This window comes from Psychroserpens sp. BH13MA-6, from assembly GCF_052983595.1.
This window is the reverse complement of record NZ_JBRJGE010000003.1, coordinates 357,005-371,004: the sequence shown is the minus strand read 5'-3', so window position 1 is coordinate 371,004 and position 14,000 is coordinate 357,005. Positions and strand designations below refer to the sequence as shown.

Annotated in this window: 7 protein-coding genes; 1 reads left to right on the top strand and 6 read right to left on the bottom strand. The window is 37.3% G+C overall.

Annotated features, from left to right (window positions below; all coding sequences use genetic code 11):
• Nucleotides 1-23: 23 nt before the first annotated feature.
• Entirely contained in the window at nucleotides 24-725 is a 702-nt protein-coding gene (locus ACU8DI_RS08645) for a phosphoadenylyl-sulfate reductase (RefSeq protein ID WP_447112367.1), read from the bottom strand.
• 81 nt (nucleotides 726-806) lie between these two features.
• Nucleotides 807-1,049, bottom strand: a complete 243-nt coding sequence (locus ACU8DI_RS08640; protein ID WP_447112366.1) for a DUF1456 family protein — start codon at nucleotides 1,047-1,049, stop codon at nucleotides 807-809.
• Between the two features lie 371 nt (nucleotides 1,050-1,420).
• Between ACU8DI_RS08640 and ACU8DI_RS08635 the strand changes: the two genes are divergently transcribed.
• Nucleotides 1,421-1,822 carry a TerB family tellurite resistance protein gene (locus tag ACU8DI_RS08635; protein ID WP_447112461.1) on the top strand — a complete coding sequence of 134 codons (402 nt, stop codon included), beginning with the start codon at nucleotides 1,421-1,423 and terminating at the stop codon, nucleotides 1,820-1,822.
• On the opposite strand, the gene uvrB is transcribed toward ACU8DI_RS08635, so the two are convergent.
• The 4 genes from uvrB to ACU8DI_RS08615 form a co-directional block, all read right to left on the bottom strand.
• A complete protein-coding gene (gene uvrB / locus ACU8DI_RS08630) occupies nucleotides 1,819-3,825 on the bottom strand; it encodes an excinuclease ABC subunit UvrB (protein ID WP_447112365.1) in 2,007 nt (668 codons plus the stop codon). The two genes, ACU8DI_RS08635 and uvrB, sit on opposite strands and share 4 nt — an antisense overlap.
• Before the next feature lie 96 nt (nucleotides 3,826-3,921).
• Nucleotides 3,922-6,240: a choice-of-anchor L domain-containing protein gene (locus ACU8DI_RS08625; RefSeq protein WP_447112364.1), complete on the bottom strand. Its 2,319-nt coding sequence runs from the start codon at nucleotides 6,238-6,240 to the stop codon at nucleotides 3,922-3,924.
• 71 nt (nucleotides 6,241-6,311) lie between these two features.
• Nucleotides 6,312-11,990, bottom strand: coding sequence for a choice-of-anchor L domain-containing protein (locus ACU8DI_RS08620; RefSeq protein WP_447112363.1), 5,679 nt, complete (start codon nucleotides 11,988-11,990; stop codon nucleotides 6,312-6,314).
• A 159-nt stretch (nucleotides 11,991-12,149) separates the two neighbouring features.
• Complete coding sequence (locus ACU8DI_RS08615) at nucleotides 12,150-13,982, bottom strand: gliding motility-associated C-terminal domain-containing protein (protein ID WP_447112362.1); 1,833 nt, start codon at nucleotides 13,980-13,982, stop codon at nucleotides 12,150-12,152.
• Between the last annotated feature and the right edge of the window lie 18 nt (nucleotides 13,983-14,000).

Genomic DNA, 14,000 nt, shown 5'->3' with positions numbered 1-14,000 from the left:
TTGTGAGCGCTTTTTTATTGTTATTAGAGGTGTAAACCACATTCCGTTTTAGGATTATTATTCCATCGACCGTTACGATCCTCACCTGGAACCGTACAATGTTTACAACCAATAGAATTATAGCCTTTTGCGACGAGCGGATGAAAGGGTAGATTGTGGGTCCTTATGTAATCATCGCGCTTTTCTTTGGTAATATCTAACAATGGATAGAATTTTAGAATGTCGCCACGTAACTCAAATATGTTTAAGGTTGATCGATGGTCGCTTTGCCATTCCATCAATCCAGACACCCAAACCTTGTATTTGTTTTTAATAACATCCAGAGGCTTGACCTTATTAATTGAACAACAAAAATCAGGGTTCTTTTTCCACGTTTCATCGTTGGTAGTAAATTCATGTTCTTCTTTTATGGCACTAATGGAAGATACATTCAATCCGTATCGTTCTGTAAGCGCCTTTTTATATTTGAGGGTTTCCTCAAAATGATAACCTGTATCAATAAAAAAGACTTCTTGTGAAGTATTTACTTCTGAAAACAATTTCAATAAAAATGCCGATGTTGCAGCAAAGGAACTCGTTAGCATGACCTCAGACACATGAAAATCCTTATACAATTGTTCGATGCGCTGTGTTGCAGATAAGGGTTTATACTTTAGGTTTAAGGCGTTGATTTCAGCATCTGAAATATTTGGAACAACTTTTTTCTTAGAAGCACTTTCGAACATAAGGTAACATTTGGACAGTGCAAGTTACTATTCAATTCTGAAGAATGGCTATAGACGCCCTATTTTTGTGAGATTGATAATTTAAGACTTCTTTTTTTGCGGTTTTGGCATTGGGCCACGCAAATGAATAATCAATCCGTTAAGGAAGTTTCTCAGGATTTGGTCACCACACTCCATATAATTGGGATGGTCTTCTCTTCTAAAAAAGGCATTTAGCTCACTTTTGGAAATTCTAAAATCTACAAGAGCCAAGATTTTTACAATATCATCATCCCTTAATTTGTGTGCGACCCTGAGTTTCTTAAATATATCATTATTAGTCATAGATTCCTTCTAGCTTCTGTCTACAGTCCTTTATTGTCAAGTAATTGATGTCATCAACAAAAAAACGTTTTTATGAATCGAATTTTATGAACTGTGGCAGGTTGTCATTTTGATATAACGAAAGTACATAAAATAAAATGATTTTGTGATGTGCAGTTCATCGATAATAAAATTTTAATATGAAAAAATCGATGAACGGTAAACATTTTTTAAACCATTGAAAAACAGTATATTATAAAGTTATATTGTATGAAAGTAAGAAAAGTACGATGAATAGCATTCAAATTTTCGACAACCTACAAATTATCAAGGATTATAACCTAAAGAAACTAATTAAATTTATAAAAGTATAAAACATGAATCCCTCAGCTATGATAAATCGTGTAGAAAAATTAAGTTTATTATCAGAAATGATAGCTTTTGCACAAACTGATGACAATATAAAATCCATTGAATATAAATTTTTGGCGAGTATTGCCAAACAACTCGAAGTTTCAAAAGAAGATTTTGACTATTTGTTCAAGCATCCTGTGACCTATGTACATTTAAAAACTCATAGTGAACGCATTGTGCAATTTCATAGATTGGTTTTATTAATGAACCTCGATCATCAAATTTCTAATAAAGAATTAGTCAAATTGCATAACTTCGGATTGCGAATGGGTCTTAGCCATGAATCTATCAATCGGGTTTTGGATTTAATGGAAAGTTTTCCGAATAAAATAGTACCACCAGACTTTTTGATAGATATCTTTAAGGTGCAATATAATTAAGAAACTTTCAGTTTTTCGAGTTTCTCTTGATAGGCTTTGATCTCATCGCGTAATTGTGCTGCTACTATAAAGTCTAGAGCTTTAGCAGCTTGCTCCATCATTTTACGTTTTTCCTTTATTTTCTTCTCCAATTGACTCTTGGATAAATAGTCACTTTCTGGCTCTGCAGCTTTGGCCGCTTCGAGTTCATAACTATAGGTACTCACTGAATTCTTAGACAAAGCATTATCTAGGCTTTTATTTAAGGCCTTAGGTGTTAAATTGTGTTTGGTATTATAGGCTATTTGTTTTTCTCTACGATAATTGGTTTCGTCGATGGTTTTTTGCATACTGTTGGTCACTTTATCCGCATACATGATGGCTTTTCCATTTAAGTGTCTAGCCGCTCTTCCTACTGTTTGAGTTAACGATCGTGTTGAACGTAAAAAACCTTCTTTATCTGCGTCCAGAATAGCCACTAAAGACACTTCTGGCAAATCTAAGCCTTCACGAAGGAGATTTACCCCAACGAGGACGTCAAATAAGCCCTTTCTTAAATCTTGCATGATTTCAACGCGCTCTAAAGTATCAACATCACTATGAATATAACGACATCTAATCTGAATGCGATCCAAATATTTGGTGAGCTCTTCTGCCATTCGCTTTGTGAGCGTCGTCACCAATACACGCTCATCTTTCTCAATACGCTGTTGCATTTCCTCAATAAGGTCATCGATCTGGTTTAGACTTGGGCGCACTTCAATAATAGGATCCAGAAGGCCTGTTGGTCGAATCACTTGTTCTACATAAATACCGTCCGTTTTTTGAAGCTCATAATCGGCTGGCGTCGCACTTACATAAATCACTTGATTTTGCAAGGATTCAAATTCTTCAAATTTTAAAGGTCGGTTGTCCATGGCGGCAGGAAGCCGAAAACCATATTCTACAAGATTTTCCTTACGACTTCTATCACCACCATACATGGCATGCACTTGTGAGATTGTGACATGACTTTCATCAACGACCATTAAGTAATCATCAGGAAAATAGTCGAGTAAGCAGAATGGTCGCGTACCTGGTAGTCTGCCATCTAAGTATCTTGAATAATTTTCGATACCAGAGCAGTAGCCCAATTCACGGATCATTTCCAGATCAAATTCCGTACGCTCCTTTAAGCGTTTAGCCTCTAAATGCTTACCGATGTCCTTGAAATAATCATATTGCTTGACCAAGTCGTCTTGAATCTCGCGAATCGCTCCTTGCAAAACATCAGGAGAGGTCACGAACATATTGGCTGGGTAAATATTGAGTCGGTCATAATGCTCTATGACTTCATTGGTTTGAATATTGAATTGTTCAATGTCTTCAATTTCATCTCCGAAGAAATGAATCCGAAAAGCATCATCCGCATAACTTGGGAATACATCTACTGTATCACCTTTAATACGGAAATTTCCGTGGTTAAATTCCGCTTCAGTTCTGGAATATAAACTTTGAACCAAGCGATGTAATAATTCAGTTCTTGAAATCTCCTGATCTATTTCTAGGGAAATGACATTTTTTTGAAACTCAACAGGATTCCCAATACCGTATAAACAGGATACCGAAGCCACGACAATCACATCTCGTCGTCCAGATAATAGGGAAGAGGTTGTACTCAATCGCATTTTTTCAATTTCCTCGTTTATGGAAAGGTCCTTTTCGATATAAACGCCTGACACAGGTATATAAGCTTCTGGTTGGTAATAGTCATAGTATGACACGAAATATTCGACAGCATTATCAGGGAAAAATTGCTTAAACTCCGAATACAACTGAGCCGCTAAGGTCTTATTATGAGCCAGTACCAAAGTTGGTCGTTGTACCTCTTCTATGACATTAGCAACGGTGAAGGTTTTACCAGAACCAGTTACACCCAAAAGGGTTTGATACTTTTCATTGGTCTGTATACCTTCAACTAATTGCCGAATGGCTTGAGGCTGATCGCCAGTGGGTTTAAAATCTGATTTGACTTTGAATTTCATATGTTATCACCTGAATAATTATTCAGTATTTGCCCTTATAGTGATTATCTAATTCATGAGGGACCGTTTCATCGGTCGATTGGTAAAGTTAATCAATTAACGTTTCAACGCAAAGTGGCCTGTAAATGTTCTGCCGTTAGGTAATGTGACAACAAACCAGTAATCATCACTGGGTAAAGGACGGCCTTTGAAAGTCCCGTCCCAACCCGGACTTTCATTATCGAATTGCGCCAATAATTTTCCGTAGCGATTAAAAATCTTAATATCGGTGCCGACATTGAATTCTGAATTGACACCGTAAACTTGCCAACGCTCATGAAAAGGATCACCGTTGGGTGTAAAGAATTTTGGGAAACCGAAAACCGATATGGTTTTCTCAATCAATCCACAGCCATTAATATCATTAACAAACACCGTATGAAAACCAGGTGAGACATCCGTGAAAACGGATGCATTCTGAAATTCGGAATCGTCTAAGGCGTATTCGTAATCGCCTTCACCATTTACTGAAATACTGACCGTATTGTTGTTTTGTCCTATGGTAATATCTACAGTCTCAATCGTGGCTTCATTGGAAGCCAATACGGTTATATTCCGACTTGAAGAACAGCCGTTCGGATCGGTGACAATAACAGTATAAACGCCAGGTTCATTAATGTTATTAAATGTGGTATTGACAGGTGTTGTATTACCATTGAACAACCATTCATAATAATAGTTGTTAGGCGCATCATTCAGGACGCCTCCTTGTAATTGTAGGGTGTCTGGGAAACTGTTTAAGCAATAAATAAGCGTTTCATCTTCCATTAGTTGTGGCGTATACAAGACCTTTAAATTCACAGTTGAAATGGCGTAACACTGTTGATTGCTTTCAACCTTTACGAAAAGGGTTTGTGAGAACGGTATGGTATTCTCAAAGGAACCGCTCAACCCATTATTCTCAGAAAACGCATCGGTTTCAGATGCGTAAAATGTCACGCTTGCATCTGCTGGAATTTGATTGTTTATGGATGTCGTAATGTCGTTGAGATTAAAGATTGAAATACCATCAACTTGATCATCGTCACACACTTCAAAATCAGGTACAGTAATGGTATTATTCGAAATTTGTAATTCTAATTCGGCAGTACTAGCACAATTCGCTTGATTGACGGCACGAACATAAATAGTTTGAAAAGGACTACTGTTATTAAAACTATTAGGGTTTTGAATAGGACTATTTTCTTCTTCAGCATCAGTAAGTGTTGTATAAAATCCTGTGATTGACGCATTTCCTCCGGTGATGTCATTGGCAGCATCATACAAATTATAGGTTGTCAGGCCATCCTGGTTTTGATCGCAGGCGATGAGTATGGCATCAGATAATTCAGGTAGCTGTGCGTATTCTATGGTGATTTCACCATAAAGCACGCAGGCATTTTTCGTAATTTCAACATTATAAACACCAGCAGCGTTTACCTCTAAATTCGGACTAGTTTCTCCAGTAATTTCAACACCATCTTTAAACCATTTATAGGTGTTATTCGCTCCAGGATCATTGGTTTGGATGTTGAAGGTTTCGTCTCCGCATAAGGCGGTACCATTCGCAATAAGTCGATCAGGACCTAAATCTGTAGATAACCTAAAACTTCCTGCTTCTAAAAACACGGCCGAATCAAATCTGTAATTTTGCTCATCGGCAATGACTAGTTTTACATGATAAGTTTGGTTAGGGACAACCTGCGCTGTAGCGATTAATACTTTGGTTTGACCACTAAAATTGGTGGGAGAATCTACACCATTAAAGCTTTCAAAATAGGCTTCGTTTTGAGCTTCGCAGCCACCTGGGATTTCAGGATGTACCGTAGTGACCTTTACTGGCGTTTGCGTATCTGGAACTAGCGCAATATTAGTATACTGCTGATTATCAATTGGTCGAATTAAAAAGCCAAATAAGTCCGAATACTGACAAGTATTTGGGTTGCCTTCTTGGTATTCTTCTGAAGCAAAAATATATCGAAAGCTAATTTCCGTAGCAACGGAAGTGAAATCGAATTCTAGAATGGTAGCATTGGTAGTATTCGATTCATTCAAGGCATTTTCAAGATCATTATCGCCTCCCCAATTTGGCGCATTATCGTCACTTAAAGAATTATTAGGACCAGGCACATTTGATAATCGACCTGTACTCATTACAATTCCGGAGCTAAAAGGAAAGCTTGTCCCAGTGCCATCAAAATAACCGAAGCTTTGATCGGAGCCATTAAAATCACCACCAACCACATTTGTGACTGTAATATTGTCAATACAATCACTATCAATTAAGATGTCTTCAATCAATTCCTGAGCACTATAAGTTTGGGAATCTACGGTGATACTTTGACTTGAAAGGCTCAAAGTAAATAGAAGGCATATAATTTTAATAATTATTTTCATTTGCAATTTTTCCGATTGCAAAGATACATATAGATAACCTGGGTGTTTCTAAAAAAGTGTTAAGATTGTCCTTAGAGGCGTAAAGAAAAATGACCTTTTACTTGAAACTGAATAGCACCTTTTTTAACATCTGCAACGAACCAGTAATCATTGGCAGGCATTAAATGACCGTTGTAAAATCCATCCCAACCTTTATCGTTAGAATCTAGTGTTTTTAATAGTTTACCATAGCGATCATAAATATAAACCATGGTACCTGTTAAGGTTTCTACACCTGTGATGTGCCAAGTATCAAAGTATGAATCGTTATTCGGTGTGAAAAATTTTGGCGCATCAATCACGACGATTTCTTTAGATACTTCGTTGCAACCATTTAAATCAATAATAGTGATGGTGTGATAACCGAGACTTACGTTTTCGAAAGTGCTCGACTCCTGTGGTGCATTATTGTCTAATTGATAGAGGTAATTTCCAATACCACTCACGGTTACAGTGATATTATTAGGATCTGAAAAGTCAACGGTTTCAGTGATTTCTATGTTAGCAGATTCAGACTCCGATACGGTAAAAACTTCAGTTGTCTCACATCCGTTGGCAGAGGTGACGGTTACTGAATAGACTCCTGTTTCAGTGATTTCAATTTCAGGAGTTGTCTCATTTGTTGACCACGTGTAGCTGTCGCCTAATTGATTGGTGTTAGCACTTACTAATAAAGGCAAGTTATCTAAACAAATGACCTGGTCACCAATATCTAATAAAGGCTTTTCATAAATAATTGTTGAAAATTGGGTGATATCATAACAACCTGTGTTATTATTTTCAATACGTGCATATATAATGTCGTTATGCATTGCCTCATATTGATCACCAATACTTAAGTCGCCTTCTTCCGCCAATAAAAGGTCTAAATAATAGGTAATTGTATAATTATTGGGATTTTGAGACCCGAGAATTTCAGCATTTTGCTGTGTTAAGTCGAAACTGAAAATTCCATCATAATCATCGTCACAAGCTTCCAAATCTGAAGGTGGATTAGCGATAGGTAATGGGTTGATCTCTAAGGTGAATTCATGAATGGTATAACAATGTGTTGTTGAAAATTCCACTCTTGCGTACAAGACGTCGTTATGACTTTGATAACTGTAGCTGCTATCCAAAGCATTCATTTGGTTGAGAGCATCAGCTTCCGAAGCATAATAGCTCACTAGCACATTAGCTGTTTGCTCTAACAAGTCAGAATTGATGTTTCCTAGATCGATGGTATCATCCACCGTTTCGCAAGCTTGATAACTACTGAAGGCGTTGATAGCAGGCGGTAAATTTACTTCTAAATCTAAGTTTACAAAAGCATAGCAATTAGCCATTGTGTTGTAGACCTTCACAAAGACGGTTTGCGGATTCGATGTGTTTTCATAAGATGTTGGATCTAAAATAACATTTTGGTCGTTGTGTAAATCGTCTAAGGATTCAAAATAGCTAATTACATTATCTGGGTTGTTACCGCTGAACAAGTCAATTTCAGATTGTGTTAAATCGAAAGTAGTGAGACCATCTGGATTGTCATCGCAGATCAACAATGGGTTAGGGCTGTTAGGGTGTGCATTTATAATTAAATCAAATTGCGTGGTGTTAAAGCAACCTGTCGCGTTGTTTTCGACGCGAACAAATATGGTTTGCTCGTGATTACCTGTATAATTATCAGGTAACGGATTGGAAGCATTTTGAGCATCTAATGCGTTTAAATGAAAGCTTACAGTAAAGTTTGTACTTGATTGATTTCCTAATATTTGAGGCGCTTGATTTGATAAATTAAAACTTTCAACAGCGTCATTAGCGCTATCGTCACATGCTTGTAAATCATCAGGTTGATTGGTGATGGGTAATGGGTTTACCATTAAGTTGAAACTGTAAATGGCAGAACAATCGGTAATCGTATGTGTCACTCTAATAAAAATGGTGTCATTAAAAGTGCTGTAGGTATAATTAGGGTCTAAAGCATTTGATAGGGTTTCAGCATCGGCCAAAGAACTGTAAAAACTAAAGGCTTTATCCGAAGTATCGTCCACGGCAATGGATTCAATAATGCTCAAGTCAAAACTACTGTCGGCATTATCACAAATGTCATAGCTTATAAAATCATTGATAACAGGAGGAAGATTCACAATAAGATCGACAGGTATGACCGCATAGCAATTCGAAATAGTGTTCGTTACTTTGACATAAACAGTTTGCGGATTACTTGTGTTGGTATAGTGTGCAGGATCTGCTATGAGATTGTTGTCAGTTTCAAGGTCTGCCACGGATTCAAAATAGGTCACCGTAATATCATCTTGTCTCACGTCTAGAATTTCGAATTCAGATTGTGTGAGGTCGAATTCAACGATGCCGTCATAATTATCATCACACATCACAATTGGTTGTGCTAAGTTCACTTCAGGTACTTGAATAACATTCAACTCAAAACTGGTAATAGAATTACAAATGGTGCCATTATCGATTACAGCAAATAGTTGCTGTGGGTTTGTTACATTGGTATAAATAGTAGGTAAGGGATTACTTAAATTTTCTGCATCAGCCAGACTGGTATAAAAGGAAATATCTAGTGTCTCAGTTATTCCTTCTGCTATTTCATTCGCTTTCAGACTCAAATCGAACGTCTCACTGCCGTCATTGGCAATATCGTCACATACAAACCAATCGGTAGGTGCATTAAATACAGGATTTGTACCTACTTCAATGATGAACGATGTTGTATCGTAACAATCGCTATCTGTAATATTCTGAACTCTTGCGATGATTGTTTGCGGATTTGTGGTGTTTTGAAAAGCAACCGTTTTATCAATGACATTAGCATTGTTGTCGGCATCATTCTGATTTCTGAAGTAAAGCACTTCCTTTCCAGTTTGGCCGTTTAAAATTTCTGTATCCTTGGTTTGAAATATAAAATCACCAATCCCGTCACTCTTGTTTTCACATATCTTATAGTTGGAAATAGCGCTAAACTCTGGAAGTGTATTTACAATGATTTCAAAGCTTTCAACCGTGTGACAGCTGGTATTAGTATTCTCAATTCTAGCAAAAATCGTTTGGGTATTTGCCGCATAGTTCGTGGTATTACTAATGGTGTTTGAAGCATTGTCTGCGTCATTCAACGTATTATGGAACGTAATGACTCTATCGGTTGTGTCGTTAACCAGTTCATCAATTTTAGTATCTAAATTCACGATGAATAGACCGTCCATATCATCATCACAAATGATAATATCTGATGCTTGATTGGTTGAAGGAGCCGGTAAAACTTCAATTTCAAACGAATTGATGTCTGAGCATCCTGTTTGACCAAACGTGATTCTTGTATAAAATTGTTGCGGGTTTTGTATGTTGGTATATAAGGCTGGCAACGCATTAGTGTTCTCATTGGCATCGATTTCCGAGGCAAAATACGTTACTGTGAAATCTGGTTGACCATTAGTCGCTAAGATATCGTATTGCGTTAGGTCAATCAGTGTCAATCCATCTTGATCCGTGTCACAAACAGTTTGGCTATCTATAGGCTCAAATTCAACGATAGGGAATAAGTGCAGCTCAATGTCTTCGACTTCTTGACAGGTTGGACTTGTGATGGTAATATATAATGTTTGTGGTGTTGACGTTGGTTCAAAAGGTGCATTGGGATCTATAGCATTCACCTCATTATCTCTGTCTTCTTCTGTTAAATAAAAAGCAATATCAATGTCATAGCCCATGATTGTTTCAAGATCACCAATAATATTCAGCGTGATATTTGAAAGACTGAATTGTTCAATACCGTCGTTAAATTCATCACATAAACTATAGTTTCTAATATTTGTTGCTGATAACAATAAATTAGTGTGTAACTCTATTGGCGTGGTACTTGCACAACCTGTCACTTGATCTTCAACTCTAATAAATACGATTTGTACAGATTCTTCGATATTGGCATAATTGTTATCATTCGCGATAGGATTACTTCCTGTACTAGCATCTTCCTGTGTAAGGTGGAATGAGACATTCACACCTGTAAGACCTTCTAGAACATCGTCAATAACCGATGTAAGATCGAAGTTTGCAAATCCGTCATGATCGCTATCGCAAGCATCCAAATAATGTTCGTCCGTATTGATTTCTGGGTTATTCAGTACTTCGATATCTAAGGATGTCGTTGACGTACATCCTGTGAGCGTATTGGTAATTCCAACGAAGAGTGATTCATTAGGGTTGGTGTTCACATACGGCATTGGAATCGCATTGTTAGCACTACTAGCATCGGCAAGCGTATGATGGTAAGTCACCACCAAGTCAGGATTGTTATTGGTAATGTCATTATCCAACTGAGAAAGATCGATTGTTGTAAATCCATCAGAAATAGCATCGTCACATACGCTCAAAAGCGTGGGTTGTGTAAATTCTGGCAAAGGATTTACAACTAAATTAAAATTTTGAAAAGCTAAGCAACCGTTGGTAATGTCTTCAATTCGGATAAAAATCGTTTGTGGATTAGACGTATTTTGAATGGTTCCTGCTATCGGATTTGTATCATTTTCTGCATCTGTCGCAGACAAATAGTAGCTAATGCTATATGTGGAAGCGGGAACAGAAGCTAGCACCTCCGAGTCTTTCGTGGATAAATCAAAGGTTTCAATACCATCAGCACTGATATCATCACAGATGGCATAATCTGATATAGCTGCTGCCGATTGGGTGGAACTTAGGGTCACCGAAACGTTGTCTTCAATAGTACAATTAGATCCAGATAAAGGAATTTCAATCACCACTTGGTAAGTTCCTGTTTGTGTCACATCCAATGTTGGCTGGGTTGCACCAGTAATCAGGTTATTATTTAAATACCAAGAATAGGTGGCTAGCGGATTTTCAATATTACCATTTAGTGTGACAGTATCAGCACAGGTTTGAATATCTTCACCAAGGTCCACCGTGGCATTAAAGCTATTTCCTTCAATAAAAACGGCAGAATCGTAATTTCTGTCTGTTTGATCGGCTATGACTAATTTGATATGATATTCCACATTAGGTACAATAGAAGCACTAGCGGTCATGACGGTGGTTCTACCATTATAATTTGTATCTCCTAAATTGTACCCTTCAAAAAATTGTTCGTTGGAAGCATCACAAAATCCTACAATAGCATCATGAATTGTATTGGTGTTGACAGGTGTTGTGGTGCCTGGAATCACAGCAATATTGGTATAAGGATCCGATGTGCCAGCCTCTTTGATCAAAAAAGCAAAACCATCGGAGTATTCACACGGGAAATTACCAAAGTATTCCTCGGAAGCTAAGATGTAATTGAATTGTATTTGATTGGCAACTGAGATGAAATTGAACTCAATAGATGTGGCATTTAGGGTCCCAGAAATTCCAAGTGCCGCCTCTAAATCGGCATCGGTCGTCCAGTTGGTCTGGCCTTCATTTAAGACGGCTGTATTCTCAACGTTACCACCTGAAACTGCATTACCTGTTGCTAGCATAATACCATTTTCAAAAGGAAAATCGGAACCAGCTTGTTCAAAATAGGCAAAACTATTAAAGCCGTTAATTTGTCCGTTAACGACAGATTCAATATTGGATATTTCCACACAGCCTTGAATAAGGTTGTTAGTTACTAATTCTTGTTCGGAAAATGAATCGTTGATACTAATTTGTTGTGCACTACCAATACAGCACAAAAGACATGCGAAGATGTTGAGGGATTTTTGTAAATATGTCATTTGTAAGCGGTTAAGTTTAGGGTATCAATAACAACAGTTTTGGGGCTTATTATATATTGATATCTACATTGAGGTCGAAAGTAGGTCTAAAATAGACTAAATACAAAAATATACGATGAAATGCATTAAATTTTAACATTTCGGTAAATGTAAGTTGTATTAGTAATTCACATAAACCCATCCAACAGAAGGAGGGTAGTCGGAATCATTTGGAGACAATACATAGAAATAGGTACCTACAGGCACGAGTTTACCATGATTGTTAAGGCCTCTATTAATCTGGCCTTCCCATTTAAGATCGTTATCACCTTCAAAAATGAGGGTGCCGTAACGATTAAAAATCTTCAGTTCATGCGATTCAAAAATATCGTAAAGGCCCTGTATATTGAACCAATCATTAACGCCATCATTGTTAGGAGAAAACCCTTCAGGAACAAAAGGCGGACAGTTTTCTACAGATAATTCAAACTGGTAAATATCATAGCAAGGTTGGTTTTCCACTTTAGCAAACACCGTTTGAGGATTGCTAATACTGGCATAGGATTCTGGATTCGGAATACTATTTTGGTCAGATTCGAGATCTTCCAAATTTTCATAAAACTGAAGGTCAGAACTGTCAGCTACTTCCTCTTGAAAATAGGCAACTAAATTAAATGTCGCGGAATTAAACCCTTCGTTGCAACTGTTTATATTATCCAGAATTTGAATTTCTGGAAGCACGAGTAACTCTATAAGCTCAGAATCAAGATTATTAATTTCTATAATTTCATTAACGGTTCCATTTCCAGATCCATCGTCATCTACTCGAAGTTCTAATAAAAAGGTATCTCCAAGCGTCTCTGGGATGGTCAATAAAATCGTTCCGGATTCGGAATTATCAATGGGAATGTCATTTTGAGTAACACTTTGTCCGATAAGTTGCCCCTCGGCATAAAAAGCTATGGGAGTATTCGCGGGTAAGACGTCCGTACTATTAGTGTTGAATACGGTATAATCGATTTCAAGCGTGCGATCACCACAATTCAACACATATGCATCTAATGTAATCGTGGCATCGGGTAACTGACTATTTAATACGGTAATGATATTGTTAATGATAATCAAATCTGCTTGAAAATTCCCAAAACTATCAAATCCGCCCGTCGTCATTTTGACGACTGCATTGGTGTCACCAATACTGATATTATCTTGAATATTGTAGACGTCCAAATCGGCGTTATAAAATGTATTGGAATTAGTAAAACTATTTGTGCCGTTAAAGGCATTGTCACTGAAATTCAATGGAGGATTGGCTAGCAAATTATCATTTATAGAAAGGCTTTCACCATAATTAAGAGCGTTATCTCCTTCCCAGGCTAGAAAACCAATCTTGGCACCATCATTGTCAATCACATTTAAGTTGTCTATCAGAATGGTCTTAGATTGCGTATTGCGATCTATAATTTCAAGGCCTTGATAAAGATTGATTTGATTTAAAGGCAGCGTATCATCCTCGTATATGATGTAGATACTCCAACCTGCAAAATTAGTTCGATTCGTGCAGTATCTGGGATTGCCATTTAAGGCTTCTGAGATGTCTAAATTAGATAAGGTATAGGTCGTGTTACCTTCAGAGATGATAAAGTCAGTAATCTCTGCATAACAAGAAAAATAGGTGAGAGCACCTGTCACAGGTTCTATATAATCAACGGTATAAGTTTCGATGGCTTCAAAAGGGATGCCATTGAGATCCACATTCGTGTCTCCAGTTCCCGAACCAGCCCAATATAAGTATGCAGCCACAATGTTGGTGTTTGGTGCAAGATTCAGTGTTGCACTAGAAGCATCAAGTGGTAAGCAAAAACTGTCAACTAAATTATTTTCAAACGGATTTAAGGTATTTCCGATGGCCGTATAGTCGTAGCGACCATTAAACTGTTGGAACAACGAAATGTCTTGGGCAGAAGTATACCATGTTGTGACCAAGCTGGCAACAATTACGATAAATTTCAAATACCTCATTTTACACTT